This window comes from Streptomyces sp. G5(2025) (genome assembly GCF_049542075.1).
Classification (GTDB): domain Bacteria; phylum Actinomycetota; class Actinomycetes; order Streptomycetales; family Streptomycetaceae; genus Streptomyces.
The window spans coordinates 3,889,479-3,906,583 of the sequence record NZ_JBMUZT010000006.1; the positions used below are offsets into that span (position 1 = coordinate 3,889,479).

The 17,105-nt window shown below is 67.9% G+C and carries 15 protein-coding genes; 8 read left to right on the forward strand and 7 right to left on the reverse strand.

The genetic code is table 11. The features are described from left to right. The first annotated feature begins 308 nt into the window (after positions 1 to 308). On the forward strand, positions 309 to 1,682 hold the full coding sequence (locus ACOBQB_RS28525) for an MATE family efflux transporter (protein WP_423595558.1): 1,374 nt from the start codon (positions 309 to 311) through the stop codon (positions 1,680 to 1,682). A 281-nt stretch (positions 1,683 to 1,963) separates the two neighbouring features. Here the strand turns inward: ACOBQB_RS28525 and rplI are convergent, their stop codons facing one another. The 4 genes from rplI to rpsF all read right to left on the reverse strand — a co-directional run bounded on the left by rplI (position 1,964) and on the right by rpsF (position 3,703). Further along, positions 1,964 to 2,410 (reverse strand): 50S ribosomal protein L9, encoded by a 447-nt coding sequence (rplI, locus tag ACOBQB_RS28530; RefSeq protein WP_127908734.1) that lies wholly within the window; start codon positions 2,408 to 2,410, stop codon positions 1,964 to 1,966. Positions 2,411 to 2,428: 18 nt separating this feature from the next. Next, positions 2,429 to 2,665 (reverse strand): 30S ribosomal protein S18, encoded by a 237-nt coding sequence (rpsR, locus tag ACOBQB_RS28535; protein ID WP_003949403.1) that lies wholly within the window; start codon positions 2,663 to 2,665, stop codon positions 2,429 to 2,431. Positions 2,666 to 2,737: 72 nt separating this feature from the next. Beyond that, positions 2,738 to 3,334 (reverse strand): single-stranded DNA-binding protein, encoded by a 597-nt coding sequence (locus ACOBQB_RS28540; protein ID WP_030780085.1) that lies wholly within the window; start codon positions 3,332 to 3,334, stop codon positions 2,738 to 2,740. 78 nt (positions 3,335 to 3,412) lie between these two features. After that, a complete protein-coding gene (gene rpsF, locus ACOBQB_RS28545; protein WP_016644628.1) occupies positions 3,413 to 3,703 on the reverse strand; it encodes a 30S ribosomal protein S6 in 291 nt (96 codons plus the stop codon). Between the two features lie 266 nt (positions 3,704 to 3,969). On the opposite strand from rpsF, the gene ACOBQB_RS28550 reads away from it, so the two are divergent. From ACOBQB_RS28550 to ACOBQB_RS28560, 3 genes are all read left to right on the forward strand, one after another. Further along, positions 3,970 to 4,284 carry a hypothetical protein gene (locus tag ACOBQB_RS28550; RefSeq protein ID WP_423595561.1) on the forward strand — a complete coding sequence of 105 codons (315 nt, stop codon included), beginning with the start codon at positions 3,970 to 3,972 and terminating at the stop codon, positions 4,282 to 4,284. A gap of 147 nt (positions 4,285 to 4,431) precedes the next feature. Then, positions 4,432 to 5,553, forward strand: a complete 1,122-nt coding sequence (locus ACOBQB_RS28555) for a lipid II:glycine glycyltransferase FemX (RefSeq protein ID WP_423595563.1) — start codon at positions 4,432 to 4,434, stop codon at positions 5,551 to 5,553. Between the two features lie 66 nt (positions 5,554 to 5,619). Beyond that, positions 5,620 to 6,651: an alanine racemase gene (locus tag ACOBQB_RS28560; RefSeq protein WP_423595565.1), complete on the forward strand. Its 1,032-nt coding sequence runs from the start codon at positions 5,620 to 5,622 to the stop codon at positions 6,649 to 6,651. 151 nt (positions 6,652 to 6,802) lie between these two features. Here the strand turns inward: ACOBQB_RS28560 and ACOBQB_RS28565 are convergent, their stop codons facing one another. Beyond that, the gene (locus ACOBQB_RS28565) at positions 6,803 to 8,341 is read right to left on the reverse strand and encodes a glycosyltransferase family 87 protein (protein WP_423595567.1); all 1,539 of its coding nucleotides are present in this window, start codon (positions 8,339 to 8,341) and stop codon (positions 6,803 to 6,805) included. 143 nt (positions 8,342 to 8,484) lie between these two features. Continuing rightward, positions 8,485 to 11,232, reverse strand: a complete 2,748-nt coding sequence (locus ACOBQB_RS28570; protein ID WP_423595569.1) for a transglycosylase domain-containing protein — start codon at positions 11,230 to 11,232, stop codon at positions 8,485 to 8,487. Between the two features lie 373 nt (positions 11,233 to 11,605). Between ACOBQB_RS28570 and ACOBQB_RS28575 the strand changes: the two genes are divergently transcribed. The 4 genes from ACOBQB_RS28575 (at position 11,606) to ACOBQB_RS28590 (ending at position 15,402) form a co-directional block, all read left to right on the forward strand. Further along, positions 11,606 to 12,292: a PadR family transcriptional regulator gene (locus ACOBQB_RS28575; RefSeq protein WP_423595571.1), complete on the forward strand. Its 687-nt coding sequence runs from the start codon at positions 11,606 to 11,608 to the stop codon at positions 12,290 to 12,292. Positions 12,293 to 12,351: 59 nt separating this feature from the next. Beyond that, positions 12,352 to 13,434, forward strand: a complete 1,083-nt coding sequence (locus ACOBQB_RS28580; protein ID WP_423595573.1) for an inositol-3-phosphate synthase — start codon at positions 12,352 to 12,354, stop codon at positions 13,432 to 13,434. A gap of 101 nt (positions 13,435 to 13,535) precedes the next feature. Beyond that, complete coding sequence (locus tag ACOBQB_RS28585) at positions 13,536 to 14,792, forward strand: MFS transporter (protein WP_423595577.1); 1,257 nt, start codon at positions 13,536 to 13,538, stop codon at positions 14,790 to 14,792. 115 nt (positions 14,793 to 14,907) lie between these two features. Next, positions 14,908 to 15,402 carry an LppU/SCO3897 family protein gene (locus tag ACOBQB_RS28590; RefSeq protein WP_423595579.1) on the forward strand — a complete coding sequence of 165 codons (495 nt, stop codon included), beginning with the start codon at positions 14,908 to 14,910 and terminating at the stop codon, positions 15,400 to 15,402. A gap of 114 nt (positions 15,403 to 15,516) precedes the next feature. Here the strand turns inward: ACOBQB_RS28590 and ACOBQB_RS28595 are convergent, their stop codons facing one another. Beyond that, positions 15,517 to 16,959 (reverse strand): CCA tRNA nucleotidyltransferase, encoded by a 1,443-nt coding sequence (locus tag ACOBQB_RS28595; RefSeq protein ID WP_423595581.1) that lies wholly within the window; start codon positions 16,957 to 16,959, stop codon positions 15,517 to 15,519. Between the last annotated feature and the right edge of the window lie 146 nt (positions 16,960 to 17,105).

Consider the following 17,105-nt stretch of genomic DNA (forward strand, 5'->3'; position numbering starts at 1 on the left):
GTAGGCCTGTCGGCACCGTCAGCCAATCTGGTTATCCACAGGCGCTGTGGATGACGGGCCCGATGCTGTGGAGAACTCCGTCAAACCTGTGCACGGCCCGGTGGACAGCCCTGTGAACAAGCCCTCAGCCAACCCTGCACACCGCCCCTGACCTGCATCTTCCGCATCCACCGGCTGTGCAGAAGAAAAACTTTCCCCAGCGGACCAAGATCACGACAAACGGCGCGTCAACGAGCGTCCAGCGACAAATGAAGTAAGGGTCTCAAGGACCTTGCATCTCTTACCTGTGGAAGATTAGATTGGTGCCCATGACACAGGCTTCCGCCGGGCCCAAGGCCGACCGCCGACGGTCCAGCCCGCACGGTCGGCGTGACCGGCACGGTCGGCATGACCGAGAGATCATCGCGCTCGCCGTCCCCGCCTTCGGCGCGCTGGTCGCCGAGCCCCTCTTCGTGATGGCCGACAGCGCCATCGTGGGCCACCTCGGCACCGCGCAACTGGCCGGCCTCGGCGTCGCCTCAGGCCTTCTCACCACCGCGGTGAGCGTGTTCGTCTTCCTGGCCTACGCCACCACCGCCGCCGTCGCCCGCAGAGTCGGCGCGGACGACCTGCCGGCAGCGATCCGCCAGGGCATGGACGGCATCTGGCTCGCACTGCTGCTCGGCGCCGCCGTCATCGCTGTCGTCCTGCCCACCGCACCCGCGCTCGTAGAGGTCTTCGGCGCCTCGGACGCGGTGGCCGGGTACGCGATCACGTACCTGCGAATATCCTCGCTCGGCATCCCCGCCATGCTCGTCGTGCTCGCCGCCACCGGTGTACTGCGTGGCCTCCAGGACACCAAGACTCCGCTCTACGTCGCCCTCGGCGGCTTCGTCGCCAACGGCGTCCTCAACCTCACCCTGGTCTACGGCGCTGGTCTCGGCATCGCCGGCTCCGCCTGGGGCACCGTCCTCGCCCAGTGCGGCATGGCAGCGGTCTACCTCTTCGTCGTCGTACGCGGCGCCAGGCGCCACGGCGCCTCACTGCGCCCTGACGCAGCCGGGATCCGAGCCTGCGCACAAGCGGGCGCCCCGCTCCTGGTCCGCACGCTCTCCCTGCGGACCATCCTGATGCTCGCGACCGCAGTGGCCGCACGACTGGGTGACGCCGAGGTGGCCGCCCACCAGATCATTCTCTCCCTGTGGAATTTTCTGGCCTTCGCGCTGGACGCCATCGCCATCGCCGGGCAGGCGATCATCGCCCGCTACCTTGGCGCCAACGATGCCGAAGGCGCCCGCGCCGTCTGCCGACGCATGGTGCAGTGGGGCATCGCGTCGGGCGTCGGCCTCGGCCTGCTCGTCGTCCTCGCCCGGCCACTCTTCATACCGCTCTTCACCGGCGACGCCGCCGTCCAGGACACGGCTCTGCCCGCTCTCGTGGTCGTGGCGCTCGCCCAGCCGATCTGCGGCATCGTCTTCGTGCTCGACGGTGTCCTGATGGGCGCCGGTGACGGGCGGTATCTCGCCTGGGCGATGCTGCTCACGCTCGCGGCGTTCACACCGGTCGCCCTGCTGGTACCGACTCTCGGCGGCGGCCTGACCGCCCTGTGGGCAGCGATGACCCTCATGATGACGATGCGCATGCTGACGCTCTGGCTGCGCTCCCGCTCCGGCCGCTGGATCGTCACAGGCGCCACGCGCTGAACGTCTCCCGCTCCACGCTGAACGCTTCCCGCTGTTTCACGTGAAACAGCGGCCCTTCGACAACTCCCTCCCGCAAGAGGTTGGGCCACCGGCTTCGGTTGCCAAGCCAGCACAATGCAAAACCAGCACGATGCGAAACCCACGATGCGAAGCCAGAACAATTCCAAGCCAGCGCGGTTTCTAAGCCCCACGGTTCGCAGCCCACACGCGGGCCGCCGCACGAGGAAGGGGCCGCACCCAACGGGTACGGCCCCTTCACTCAGTCCAGCCAAGCGCAGTGCTTAGGCAGAGACGACCTCGACGTTGACCTTCGCGGCAACCTCGGGGTGCAGACGCACGGACGTCGCATGGGCGCCCAGGGTCTTGATCGGCGAGCCCAGCTCGACGCGGCGCTTGTCGATCTTCGGACCACCGGCAGCCTCGATCGCCGAAGCGACGTCGGCCGGGGTGACGGAACCGAAGAGACGACCGGCCTCGCCGGAGCGGACAGCCAGACGGACCTTGACGCCCTCAAGCTGGGCCTTGATCTCGTTGGCCTGCTCGATCGTCGCGATCTCGTGGATCTTGCGAGCACGACGGATCTGCTCGACGTCCTTCTCGCCACCCTTGGTCCAGCGGATCGCGAAGTTCCGCGGGATCAGGTAGTTGCGGGCGTAGCCGTCCTTGACGTCTACGACCTCGCCGGCGGCACCGAGGCCGGAGACCTCGTGGGTGAGGATGATCTTCATTAGTCGGTCACCCTTCCCTTATCGCGCGGTGGACGTGTAGGGCAGCAGCGCCATCTCACGGCTGTTCTTCACTGCCGTGGCGACGTCACGCTGGTGCTGCGTGCAGTTGCCGGTCACGCGGCGGGCACGGATCTTGCCGCGGTCGGAAATGAACTTCCGCAGCATGTTCGTGTCCTTGTAGTCCACGTACGTGACCTTGTCCTTGCAGAAAGCGCAGACCTTCTTCTTAGGCTTGCGCACAGGCGGCTTCGCCATGGTGTATCTCCTGTGTGATCAAGAAGTGGGGGTACGACCCACCCTCGGCCCGAAGGCCCAAAGCCCTGAGGCTTAGAAGGGGGGCTCGTCCGAGTAGCCGCCACCGGAACCGCCGGAGCTTCCGCCCCAGCCGCCACCGCCGCCGCCTTGCTGCTGACCGCCGCCGGCCGGAGCACCGGTCGCCCAGGGGTCGTCGGCGGGAGCACCGCCGCCACCCTGCTGCTGACCGCCGCCGGAGCCACCGCCCCAGCCGCCGCCCTGCTGGCCGCCGCCACCGCCGCCGTAACCGCCCTGGCCACCGCGACCGGTGGTCTTGGTGACCTTGGCCGTGGCGTTCTTCAGGCTGGCGCCGACTTCCTCGACGTCCAGCTCGTAGACCGTGCGCTTGACGCCCTCACGGTCCTCGTAGGACCGCTGCTTCAGTCGGCCCTGCACGATGACGCGCATGCCTCGCTGGAGCGACTCCGCGACGTTCTCCGCCGCCTGACGCCAGACCGAGCAGGTCAGGAACAGGCCTTCGCCGTCCTTCCACTCGTTCGTCTGCTTGTCAAAGATGCGGGGGGTGGACGCGACACGGAACTTCGCGACCGCCGCACCGGAGGGGGTGAAGCGCAGCTCGGGGTCGTCGACAAGATTGCCGACGACCGTGATGACGGTCTCGCCTGCCATGGGGGAACCTCTCGGCGGGTTTGCTGCTGGCTGCTTGTTGCTGCTACTCGATTCCCGGGTGCTGCTGAGCTAGAAAGCTCAGTGCATCTCGGGACGGAGGACCTTGGTCCGGAGGACCGACTCGTTCAGGTTCATCTGTCGGTCGAGCTCCTTGACGACCGCAGGCTCGGCCTGGAGGTCGATGACCGAGTAGATGCCCTCGGGCTTCTTCTTGATCTCGTAGGACAGACGACGACGGCCCCAGGTGTCGACCTTCTCGACCTTTCCGTTGCCCTCACGGACGACGGAGAGGAAGTTCTCGATCAGCGGGGAGACAGCGCGCTCCTCGAGATCGGGGTCGAGGATGACCATCACTTCGTAGTGACGCATGTGGAACCCACCTCCTTTGGACTCAGCGGCCACGGTCGTTCCGTGGCAGGAGGGTCGTGATGCGTACGCAACCGTATCGGCGGCCACTGACAATCGGCTTCCGCTAGCGGAAGCTCCTGCCGTGGTCCGGGCAGACACGGGTGCAGACGGTACAGACTACCCGCACCGAGGCTTCCGGTTGAAATCCGGCGAGGGACGGGCAGAATCTGTACACATCGGGTGTGTATGGCGCTACGGTGCGCCGCTTTCCGCAGGAGGTGCCTCACATGGCACAGACAATGCGACACAACACCACTACCTCGCTCTTCGCCTCGGACGGCAAGTCCCATCCGCTCCAGGACACGCTGGTCGGCGTGACGCTGGTGCTGGGGGCGATCGCCTTCGTGACGGCGATGTTCCACAACCTCCATCTGCTCAGCTCGTGGACGGGCCTGGTCGGGATCATCACCGGCGCGTACGGCCAGTTCATCTCGGCGACGACCCGTGAGCGCTTCGGTCTGATCCTGGGCATGGGTGCCTCGGCGATCGGGTTCTTCCTCGGCATGGCACACGGCGGACTCTTCGGCGGAATCGTCGGCTGACCACCCCCCGGCACCCCGGTCCCGGGCGGGACCGGGGGCCGAGGTTGCGTACGGCCAGACGGGGCGCTCGCGGGGCGCAGTAGGCTTCGGCGCGAGAGCCGGAGCCCCTGAACCCATGGGGACACACCAGCCCGAGGAGCGCCCCGAATGAGTCTGACCCTGAGGACCATCAGCCGCGAGCAGCATCTGGCGTATATCCAGACACTGCCGTCGGCGAGTCATTGCCAGGTCCCGGCATGGGCTGACGTGAAGAGCGAATGGCGCTCGGAGAACCTGGGCTGGTTCGACGACCGGACCGGCCAGCTCGTCGGTGCGGGCCTGGTGCTCTACCGGCAGCTGCCCAAGCTGAAGCGGTATCTCGCGTACCTCCCCGAGGGCCCGGTCATCAACTGGTACGCCCCGAACCTGGACGAGTGGCTCCAGCCGATGCTCGCGCACCTCAAGCAGCAGGGCGCCTTCTCCGTCAAGATGGGCCCGCCCGTCGTGATCCGCCGCTGGGACGCTCCGGCGATCAAGGCCGGCATCCAGAACCCGGACGTGAAGCGGCTGCGGGACGTCGAGGCGTCGTTCATCGAGCCGCGCGCCTTCGAGGTCTCCGACCGCCTGCGCCGGATGGGCTGGCAGCAGGGCGAGGACGGCGGTGCCGGCTTCGGTGACGTACAGCCCCGGTTCGTCTTCCAGGTGCCGCTGGCCAACCGGTCCCTGGACGAGGTCCAGAAGGGCTTCAACCAGCTGTGGCGACGCAACATCAAGAAGGCCGAGAAGGCAGGCGTCGAGGTCGTCCAGGGCGGCTACCAGGACCTCGCCGAGTGGCAGCGCCTCTACGAGATCACGGCCATCCGTGACAAGTTCCGTCCGCGGCCGCTCGGCTACTTCCAGCAGATGTGGCAGGCCCTCAACTCCGAGGACCCCAACCGCATGCGGCTGTACTTCGCGCGGCACAACGGCGTGAACCTGTCGGCCGCCACAATGCTCGTCGTCGGCGGGCACGTCTGGTACTCCTACGGCGCCTCGGACAACATCGGGCGCGAGGTCAGGCCCTCGAACGCGATGCAGTGGCGGATGCTCCGCGACGCGTACGCCATGGGGGCCACGGTCTATGACCTGCGCGGCATCTCCGACTCGCTGGACGAGACGGACCACCTCTTCGGTCTGATCCAGTTCAAGGTGGGCACCGGTGGTGAGGCCGCCGAGTACATCGGCGAGTGGGACTTCCCGCTCAACAAGCTGCTGCACAAGGCGCTCGACATCTACATGTCGCGCCGCTGATCCCGCACAATTTCCTTCCATAACTCTGATACACCGCAGACACGAGAAAGGTTCCGGGATCCAGCCATGGCGCTCACGCTCTATGTCGACACCGCGCGCTGGCGGGCACATCACAAGCACGTGCTGGAGCAGTTCCCGGGCATCGTCCCGGTCTGCAAGGGCAACGGCTACGGCTTCGGTCATGAGCGCCTGGCCGAGGAAGCCACGCGCTTCGGCTCCGACGTCCTCGCCGTGGGCACCACCTACGAGGCGGCCCGGATCAAGGACTGGTTCAGCGGTGACCTGCTGGTCCTGACCCCGTTCCGGCGGGGCGAGGAGCCGGTGCCGCTGCCCGACCGTGTGATCCGCTCCGTGTCGTCGCTCGACGGCGTACACGGCCTGGTGGGCGCCCGCGTCGTCATCGAGGTCATGTCCTCGATGAAGCGCCACGGCGTCAGCGAGCAGGACCTCCCGCAGCTGCACGCCGCCATCGAGGACGTACGACTCGAAGGCTTCGCGCTCCACCTGCCGCTGGACCGCACCGACGGCTCCGACGCCGTCGAGGAGGTCATCGGCTGGATGGACCGCCTGCGCGCCGCCCGCCTCCCGCTGCACACGATGTTCGTCAGCCACCTCAAGGCCCACGAACTCGCCCGTCTTCAGCAGCAGTTCCCACAGACCCGCTTCCGGGCGCGCATCGGCACGAACCTCTGGCTGGGCGACCATGAGGCCACCGAGTACCGCGGCGCCGTCCTGGACGTCACCGCCGTCGCCAAGGGTGACCGTTTCGGCTACCGCCAGCAGAAAGTGGCGTCCGACGGCTGGCTGGTCGTGGTCGCCGGCGGCACCTCTCACGGCGTCGGCCTGGAGGCCCCGAAGGCGCTGCACGGCATGATGCCGCGTGCCAAGGGCGTCGCCCGGGCGGGCCTCGCGACCGTCAACCGCAACCTCTCGCCGTTCGTCTGGGCGGGCAAGCAGCGCTGGTTCGCGGAGCCCCCGCACATGCAGGTCTCCATCCTCTTCGTGCCCTCCGACGCGCAGGAGCCCAAGGTCGGCGACGAACTGGTGGCTCACCTGCGGCACACGACGACCCAGTTCGACCGCATGGTGGACCGCTGAGGCGCCGCCGGAGCGCCCCGCACCACATCGGAGGGGCCGGACACGACATGCGTCGTGTCCGGCCCCTCCGGCCGTCTGGCGGCCCTGTCCGCCGCCACCCACACATGTTCGCTCAGGGCGAACGCCGGGCGGACGCCGACGACGAAGCTGCTCAGCGCGACAGATCGGTCGCCGCCCCCCACTTCACGAGCGGCCCCTCGGCGGAATGCGCCACAGCCCGCGTCGGGTGTGCCACAGAGCCGAGGACGAAGACGTCCTGCGCGCCGTCCAGAACGCCGCCAGAGGGGTCGTCGTCGCCGCCCCGGCGCACCACGTCCCGCTCCGGCATGAGGATGTCGCGCACGACCACCGCGCACAGGTACAGCGTCCCCAACAGGTGGACGGCGATAGCCACTTGATAGCCCTCGGGGGGCAGTCCCTTGTGCGCGTCCCCGCTCGTCCGGTACGCCAGATACATCCAGATCCCGAGGAAGTACGCGACCTCGCACGCCTGCCAGACCAAGAAATCGCGCCAGCGGGGCCGCGCGAGCGCGGCCAGCGGGATCAGCCACAGGACGTACTGCGGCGAGTAGACCTTGTTGGTGAGGATGAAGGCGGCCACGACCAAGAAGGCGAGCTGCGCGAAGCGCGGTCGGCGCGGGGCGCTCAGCCCGAGTGCTCCTATGGCCAGGCAGGCCAGGAGCATCAGCGCCACCGCCAAGATGTTGACGATGTCGGTGGACAGCGACGTTTCCATGCGCTGGTCGAGGATCAGCCAGAAGGATCCGAAGTCGACGCTCCGCTCCTGGCTGAAGGTGTAGAACTTCGACCAGCCGTCACCGGCGAGCAGTATCACCGGGAGGTTGACGGCGAGCCAGGTACCCGCGGCACCGGCCAGGCCGGTCCCGAAAGCCCGCCAGCGGCCCGCGCGCCAGCACAGGATCAGCAGCGGCCCGAGCAGCAGCACGGGATAGAGCTTGGCGGCCGTGGCAAGCCCCAGGAGGATGCCGAAGGCGAGGGGACGCGCGCGGGCCCACATCATCATCGCGGCGGCCGTGAGGGCGACGGCGAGCAGATCCCAGTTGATGGTGGCCGTCAGCGCGAGGGCAGGCGCGAGAGCGACGAGCAAGGCATCCCACGGGCGACGCCGGTGGGTACGCGTGACACAGACGGCGACGGCGGCCGCGCACGCCATCAGTATCCCCGCGTTGACCATCCAGTAGATCTTTTCCTGGTGCTGGATGGACCCGCTGCCCGGCGTCACCCAAGAGGCCATCTCCATGAACATCCCGGTCAGGACCGGGTATTCGAGGTACTCCATGTCGCCGGGCAATTTGTCGAAGTACGGCACGAGGCCGTCGGCGAAGCCTCGCCCTTCGTAGAGATGCGGGATGTCGGAGTAGCACGCGTGCGTGTACTGCGAGCTCGCCCCCGAGAACCACGCGCCGTTGTAGCACGGCATCTTCTGGACCATGCCCAGCGCGAACATCCCGAGCGCGATGAGTGCGATGACGCGTACGGGAGACCACCAGTCCGTAGCGGACAGCGCTCTTCGGCCGAGGGGGCCACCGAGCAGCTCGCTGCCGGCTCGGGCGACCTCGTCCTCCTTCGTCGGCCGCACCGGCTCCGATTCCTGCGGGCTCACGGGCTCGTACGCGCTCGTGCTCGGCGTCTCTGCGCCGGGGCCGGCGCTGGGGTCTGCACTGGGCATGCCGACATCCTGCCGTACGCGGCTGGGAACGCGCCGAGGGCCGCCACGCCGGTCGGTGTGGCGGCCCTCGTTTCACGTGAAACATGCGCGGGGGAGGCCCCCGCCGACCGTCGGATCACTCTGGCCGGACGGGCCGGCCTGGCTCAGCCGAAAATCCCTCCGCCGTTCTGGTTCCCCCGGTCATCGCCCGGCGGATCGGCCGTGGGCGGCGGCGATTCCCCGCCCGGGTCCCCGTTGGCTCCGCCGTCCTCGGCACCACCGTCGGCGCCACCGTCGTTGTTGCACTCCCAGTCCCACTGGCTGCAGGACTCCTCAGGTTCGGGTGACTGCGTCGTGGGCGGCTTCGTCGTCTCGGTCTCCGTCGGCGTCGGGGACGGGGGCTCCTCCTTCTCCGGCTCCTTGGTCGCCGTGGGGCTCGGCGGCGGAGGCGGCGTCTCACCGACGAGCTCACCGATGGGCTGCGGCGTCGGGAAGGATTCCACACGCGCGCCCTTGAGCGCCTTCGACATGTAGTCCTGCCAGATCTTCGCGGGGAACGAGGCGCCGTGGATCTTCTCCTCGCCACCCGTGCCGAACATCTCCAGGAACTCGCGCTTTTTGTTGGTCTCGTCGTCGTCGAGCCGGTACATGCTGATCGCGGTCGACAACTGCGGGGTGTAACCGACGAACCAGGCGGACTTGTTGCCGTCCGTCGTACCGGTCTTGCCCGCGACCTGGCGGCCAGGCAGCCGGGCCGAGGTGCCGGTGCCCTTCTCCACGACGGTCCTCAGCACGTCGGTGACGTTGTCGGCGACCTGCGGGGTGAACGCCGGCTTGGTCTGCTTCTCATGCCGGTAGACCGAGTCGCCCTTGTACTCGACCTCCTTGACCGAGTACGGCTCGTTCTGCTTGCCGCTGGCCGCGAAGGTGGCGTAGGCCCCGGCCATCCGGATCGCGCTCGGCGACGAGGTGCCGAGCGAGAAGGAGGGGTAATTGGCGCTGGCCATGGAGCTGTCGTCCTTGAGGCCGGCGTCGACGGCCGTCTCCTTGACCTTCTCCAGACCGACATCCATGCCGAGCTGCACATAGGCGGAGTTGACCGACTCCCGCATCGCCTCACGAAGGTCGATCTGGTAGGTCGGAGGGTTGTACGACGCGTCGCCGTCGTTCTTCTGGAGCCACTCCTTGCCCTCGCGGTCGGTCCAGACACTGCCGTTGTAGTTCTGGATCTTGAGCTCGTTCTTGCCGCTGTACAGGCTCTTGGGATTGACGACGGTGCGCTGGGTCTGGCTCTGCACCTCCGGGCCCTCACGGTCGCGTACGCCGTACTTGAAGGCGGCGGCCAGCACGAACGGCTTGTACGTCGAACCCACCTGGGCACCGGTCTGGTCGGCGTTGTTGGTGAAGTGCTTCGTCGCGTCCTCACCGCCGTAGATGGCCTTGATGGCGCCGCTCTTGGGATCCACGGAGGCGCCGCCGAACTGGACGTGTGTGTCCTTCTCCGGGCGCAGCTTCGGCTTGATCTTCTCCTTGCGGACCTTGTTCACCGCGTTCTCGAGTTCCTTGACCTTCTTCCTCTCGAAGGTCGTGTGGATCTCGTAGCCGCCCTGCTGGAGCTGCTCGGCGGTGATGTCCGTGTTGCGGATGACGTACGCCTTGGCCAGGTCCACGAGGTAACCGGTCTGACCGCCCAGCTGCGTGTTCGACCGCGGGTTCTGGAGCTTCGGGAACTCCCTGTACTTGTTCCGCTGCGCGGCGGTCAGACGGCCGTCCTTGACCTCCTCGTCGAGGATCCACTCCCAGCGCTTCTTGGCGCGCGCGCTGTTGTCCTTCTGGTTGGCCGCGGGGTCGATCTCGGGGTAGCCGGCCGGGTCGTAGTACGTGGCGCCCTTGAGCACCGTCGCGAGGAGCGCGCACTCACTCGGGTCCAGCTCCTTCGCTTCCTTGTCGAAGTACGCCCGGGCGGCCGCCTGGATGCCGTAGGCCCCACGACCGTAGTAAGCGGTGTTGAGGTAGCCGGCCATGATCTTTTCCTTGGATTCGGTCCGGCCGACCTTTATGGAAATGAAGAGCTCTTTGAACTTGCGGCTGAACGTCTGTGACTGGTCGCCCAGGCGTGCGTTCTTCACGTACTGCTGAGTGATCGTGGAGCCACCCTGGGTCTGCCCGCCCTTGGCCATGTTGACCACGGCGCGCGCGATACCCATGGGGTCGACGCCCTTGTCGTCCTCGAAGGTCTTGTTCTCCGCCGACATGACGGCGAAGCGCATCTCCTTGGGGATGTCGTCATAGTCGATGATCTGGCGGTTGCGCTCACCACCGGTCGCGACCATCTGCTTGCCGTCGGCCCAGTAGTAGACGTTGTTCTGGGCCTTGGCCGCCTTGTCGACCTCGGGGACCTCCACCAGGGCGTACGAGATGCCCGCGACGGCCATCAGGCCGCCGACGAAGCTCAGGAAGAGGCCGGTGACCAGGCGCCACGACGGCACCCAGCGCCGCGCGCCCCGCTTGCCCGCGCGCGGGTAGTCGATGAACCTCTTCTTGCCGGGCTGCTGGGGGCCACGGCCCCTGCCGCGCCCGGGCCCGCCCGAGCCACCGGATCCACCCCCGCCACGGCGTCCGCCTCCGCCGGCGCGTCCGCCGCCGGAGGCCTCGGCCGCCCTGCGGCGACCGCCTCCCGCCGCGACCGAACCACTGCGTTGCGCGGCTCGCCGGGCCTGTGCCCGGCCTCCGTAGGTCTGGTCCCCCTCGTCCTGGGCCCCGGCTCCAGATGCCCCATAGGAGGAAGAGGACGGTCCAGTGGTATCTCTCGGCGCCGCACGGCGGCCCGACGGCGCTCCTGGGGCGCCACGCCTGGCCGCGGCGCGTCCGCCGCCCTGCGGCTGCGGCGGTTTGCGACGGTGCTCGCTCATCGAACGATTACTCCTCGGGCAGGCGCAGCTGTCCGCGCCTGGAAACGGCGGCTGGTTTCCGGTCCCCCCGACGTACGGATGCGCCCGTTCCGGCGCTCACCCGCACTACACCGGGGACGACGACGCTCCCTGGCGTCACTTGGTTCCCGGCGGCATACATGGCGCACAGACTACGCACCGTCAAAACCCTCGTAGAGCCGAAGTTCACCCCAAAACAGGCAAGTTACTTCCTACGAATCGGTGATGTGACGCCGTTCACCGTGCCCCCTCTTGTCTCATGCGGGTCACCGTTCTATCGTCTCGATGTATCGAGTCGATACATCAGCTCGGCATAAAGGCCGTACTGAGGGACCGCGGCAGACGGGAGGCGAAGATGAGCAGGCGCTCCGGCATCCTGGAATTCGCCGTCCTCGGTCTCCTCCGCGAGTCCCCGATGCACGGCTATGAGCTGCGAAAACGCCTCAATACGTCGCTAGGAGTCTTCCGCGCCTTCAGCTACGGGACCCTCTACCCCTGCCTCAAGACGCTGGTCGCCAACGGCTGGTTGATCGAGGAGGCGGGCAGCACCTCCGAGGACGCCCTCGCGGCTCCGCTCACGGGGCGCCGCGCCAAGATCGTCTATCGGCTGACGGCGGAAGGTAAGGAGCACTTCGAGGACCTGCTCTCGCAGACCGGTCCCGACGCATACGAGGACGAGCACTTCGCCGCCCGCTTCGCCTTCTTCGGTCAGACCTCGCGGGACGTACGCATGCGGGTGCTGGAGGGCCGTCGCAGTCGGCTCGAAGAGCGTCTGGAGAAGATGCGCGCCTCCCTGGCCCGTACCCGGGAGCGCCTGGACGACTACACGCTTGAGCTGCAGCGGCACGGCATGGAGTCCGTGGAGCGCGAAGTGCGCTGGCTGAACGAGCTCATCGAGAGCGAGCGAGCGGGACGGGACCAGCACCGGTCCACCCGCGAAGGCTCCGCTCAGCAGGACAGCACATCTGGGGAGTCGGCGGGCCTGCCCCGGCGGCGGGAGAACGACCCGCCGCCGGATCCGTCCGATGACCCCGCCAAGTGAGACCCAGCGTTCCGCCGGGTTTCATCCGGAATACCGAGATCACACAGGGAGCAACCGGAATGGGTTCGGTTCGCGTAGCCATTGTCGGCGTGGGCAACTGCGCCGCCTCGCTGGTCCAGGGCGTCGAGTACTACAAGGACGCCGACCCGGACGCCAAGGTCCCGGGCCTGATGCACGTCCAGTTCGGCGAGTACCACGTCAGTGACGTGGAGTTCGTCGCCGCCTTCGACGTCGACGCGAAGAAGGTCGGCGTCGACCTCGCGGACGCGATCGGCGCCAGCGAGAACAACACCATCAAGATCTGCGACGTGCCGAACACCGGCGTGCAGGTCCAGCGTGGCCACACCCTCGACGGCCTGGGGCTGTACTACCGCCAGACCATCGAGGAGTCCACCGAGGCCCCGGTCGACGTCGTCCAGGTCCTCAAGGACCGCGAGGTCGACGTCCTCGTCTGCTACCTGCCCGTCGGTTCCGAGGACGCCGCGAAGTTCTACGCGCAGTGCGCCATCGACGCCAAGGTCGCGTTCGTCAACGCGCTGCCGGTCTTCATCGCCGGTACCAAGGAGTGGGCGGACAAGTTCACCGAGGCCGGCGTGCCGATCGTCGGTGACGACATCAAGTCGCAGGTCGGCGCCACCATCACGCACCGCGTCATGGCAAAGCTGTTCGAGGACCGCGGTGTCCGCCTTGAGCGCACGATGCAGCTCAACGTCGGCGGCAACATGGACTTCAAGAACATGCTGGAGCGTGACCGCCTCGAGTCGAAGAAGATCTCGAAGACGCAGGCCGTCACCTCGCAGATCCCCGACCGCGAGCTGGGCGAGAAGAACGTCCACATCGGCCCGTCGGACTACGTGCAATGGCTCGACGACCGCAAGTGGGCGTACGTCCGCCTTGAGGGCCGCGCCTTCGGCGACGTTCCGCTGAACCTGGAGTACAAGCTCGAGGTCTGGGACTCCCCGAACTCCGCGGGCGTCATCATCGACGCCCTGCGCGCCGCGAAGATCGCCAAGGACCGCGGCATCGGCGGCCCGATCCTCTCCGCGTCCTCGTACTTCATGAAGTCCCCGCCGGTCCAGTACTTCGACGACGAGGCCTACGAGAACGTCGAGAAGTTCATCAAGGGCGAGGTCGAGCGCTAAACAGCCCTCTCCTTGCCGCTCGTCGAGGGCCCCCGGGCATTCCGTCCGGGGGCCCTCCTCGTATGTGCCGGGGGCCCTCCTCGTATGTGAGGGTGTGCCCCATGACTGTCGTCGGTGACCTGCGCGTCCTGCTGCGCCTGCGGGACTTCCGGCGCCTGCTCGCCGTACGGCTGATCTCCCAGGGCGCGGACGGCGTCTACCAGGTCGCGCTCGCCACGTACGTGGTCTTCTCACCGGAGAAGCAGGCCTCGGCCGGGGCGATCGCCTCCGCGATGGCGGTGCTGCTGCTTCCGTATTCGCTGGTCGGCCCCTTCGCGGGCGTGCTCCTGGACCGCTGGCAGCGCCGGCAGGTCTTCCTCTACGGCAACTCCCTGCGGGCGGCGCTGGCGGTGCTGACCGCCGTGCTGATGCTCAGCGACGTCCCGGACCGGCTCTTCTACGCCTCCGCGCTGTGTGTCACCGCCGTCAACCGGTTCGTGCTCGCCGGGCTCTCCGCCGCACTTCCCCGAGTGGTCGACGACGACCGCCTGGTCATCGCCAACTCCCTCTCGCCGACCGCGGGCACGCTCGCCGCGACGGTGGGCGGCGGCCTCGCCTTCGTCGTCCGCCTGGCGGGCTCGGATTCGGACGCGGTGGTGGTCCTGCTCGGAGCGGCCCTGTACCTCTGCGCGGCGCTCGCCTCGCTCCGCATGGCGCGTGACCTGCTCGGACCGGGCCCCGGCCTGGTGCGGCCCCACTTCGGGGAAGCGCTGGCCGGCACGGCCCATGGCCTGGCGGCGGGGCTACGACACCTGGCCCAGCGCCCCGCGGCCGCCCGCGCGCTGGCCGCGATGACAGTGCTGCGCTTCTGCTACGGCGCGCTGACAGTCATGGTCCTGATGCTCTGCCGGTACGCCTGGTCGTCCTCGGAGTCCGAAGGGCTTGCGCTGCTCGGCCTCGCCGTGGGCATCTCCGGGGCCGGCTTCTTCGTGGCGGCGTTGGTGACCCCGTCGGCGGCGGGGCGGCTGGGCCCAGGCGGCTGGATCACCGTGAGCGCGGCCACAGCGGCAGTCCTGGAACCGGCCCTCGGCCTCGCCTTCGCCCCCGTGCCCCTGCTCATCGCCGCCTTCGCCCTCGGCCTGACGACGCAGGGCGCGAAGATCGCCACGGACACGGTGGTGCAGTCCTCGGTGGACGACGGCTTCCGCGGCCGGGTCTTCTCCCTCTACGACGTCCTCTTCAACGTCGCCTTCGTGGGGGCGGCGGCGGTAGCGGCACTGATGCTGCCGGGTGACGGCCGGTCGGTTCCGCTTGTCATCATGGTGGCTCTGCTGTACGCAGCGGTTGCGGCGAGTATGGCCCGTTTTGGTGTGCAGTAAGTGTCACATCAGTGCCACAGAGCCCCTCTGAGCTTCAGAGATGTCACTCCACCCCGATAACTTACGGGCGTCTTATCCGCGCGATCGCGCTCTCGTTCGAGGGGGACCCACAAAAGTGACCACTCCGCCGCCCCAGGGCCAAGCTCCGTACCCGCCCCAGGGCCAGAACCCCTACGGCCAGCCCCCGGCCGGCGCCCCGTACCCCCCTCAGCCGGGTCAGCCGACCGCTCCGCAGCAGCCGTACCCGGCTTTCAACCAGGGCGCTCCGGTTCCCGCGCCGGCCGCCCCGCGCCGAGGCAAGAAGCTCCTCCTGCGCATCGGTGGCTTCATTCTCGTCGCCATCCTCATAGCCGTCGGCAAGTGGTACCTCGGCAAGAGCGACGCCGAGTCCATCGCGGTCGGTAGCTGCATGCACAACGAGGGCACGATGGGCCAGCCGGAGATGAATGAGGTCGACTGCTCCTCAAGCGACGCCGAATTCAAGGTGGTCGAGAAGTTCGACGGCACCAGCGACGCGGACAAGTGCGAGGCGGTCAAGGCGTCCGAGCTCGCCTACTTCCAGCAGGGGAAGGGCCACGACGTGGTGCTCTGCCTGAAGAGGGCGAAGTAGGAAGCCGCAGCAAGAAGATCCAAGGGGCGGTGTTTCACGGTTTCACGTGAAACACCGCCCCTTGGTCCGTCTTGAGCGCTGCGGGTGTTTCACGTGAAACACCCGCACTCGGCCTCAGTCCTGCGCCGCCCACCACTCCTTGAGCGCCGCCACCGCCGCGTCCCGCTCCATCGGCCCGTTCTCGAGCCGCAGCTCCAGCAGGAACTTGTAGGCCTTGCCGATCACCGGGCCAGGGCCCACGTCCAGGACCTGCATGATGTCGTTGCCGTCCAGGTCAGGGCGGATCGAGTCCAGCTCCTCCTGCTCCTGGAGGCGGGCGATGCGCTCCTCCAGGCCGTCGTACGCACGTGACAGAGCATTCGCCCTGCGCTTGTTACGCGTCGTGCAGTCGGAGCGGGTCAGCTTGTGCAAGCGCTCCAGGAGCGGCCCGGCGTCGCGTACGTAGCGGCGTACGGCCGAGTCCGTCCACTCTCCCGTGCCGTAGCCGTGGAAGCGCAGGTGAAGCTCGACGAGGCGTGAGACGTCCTTCACCAGCTCGTTGGAGTACTTGAGCGCTGTCATGCGCTTCTTGACCATCTTCGCCCCGACCACCTCGTGGTGGTGGAAGGAGACCCGGCCATCGCTTTCGAAGCGACGGGTCTTCGGCTTGCCGATGTCGTGCAGTAGCGCGGCAAGCCGCAGCGTCAAATCCGGCCCGTCCTTCTCCAGCGCCATCGCCTGCTCCAGGACGATCAGCGAGTGGTCGTACACGTCCTTGTGACGGTGGTGTTCGTCCCTCTCCAGACGCAGCGCAGGCAGCTCGGGCAGGACGCGCGCGGCAAGCCCCGTGTCGACGAGGAGGGCGAGGCCCTTGCGCGGGTGGGCGGAGAGGATCAGCTTGTTCAGCTCATCCCGCACGCGCTCGGCGGACACGATGTCGATGCGCTCGGCCATGGCCTTCATCGCGGCGACGACTTCGGGCGCCACCTCGAAGTCCAGCTGCGCGGCGAACCGCGCGGCCCGCATCATGCGCAGCGGATCGTCCGAGAAGGACTCCTCAGGGGTGCCGGGAGTGCGCAGGACACGCTCGGACAGGTCCTCAAGACCTCCGTGCGGATCGATGAACTCCTTCTCGGGGAGCGCCACGGCCATCGCGTTCACGGTGAAGTCCCGGCGGACGAGGTCTTCCTCGATGGAGTCGCCGTAAGACACCTCGGGCTTGCGCGAGGTCCTGTCGTACGCCTCGGACCGGTACGTCGTGACCTCGATCTGGTAGCCCTCCTTCTGGCAGCCGACCGTCCCGAAGGCGATCCCGACCTCCCAAACCGCGTCGGCCCACGGCCGGACGATCTTCAGTACGTCCTCGGGGCGGGCGTCGGTCGTGAAGTCCAGGTCGTTGCCGAGCCGGCCCAGGAGGGCGTCCCTGACCGAGCCACCGACCAGGGCGAGAGAGAACCCGGCCTCCTGGAAACGGCGGGCAAGATCGTCCGCGACAGGGGACACGCGCAGCAATTCGCTGACCGCGCGGCGCTGCACCTGGCTGAGGGCGCTGGGATTGTCTTCGTTGGCGTTCGGCACAACAGAAAAGGGTACGTGCCCCGGGCGCCCGGAACCGACCCCATTACCGCCGGGCCCGTCAGGCCCGCGCCGCCCCTCCCGGCCAGGTCTTCCGATCATGTGGAGCAGACCGCGGCACTTCGCCACAGCGCGCATCGTTACCATGC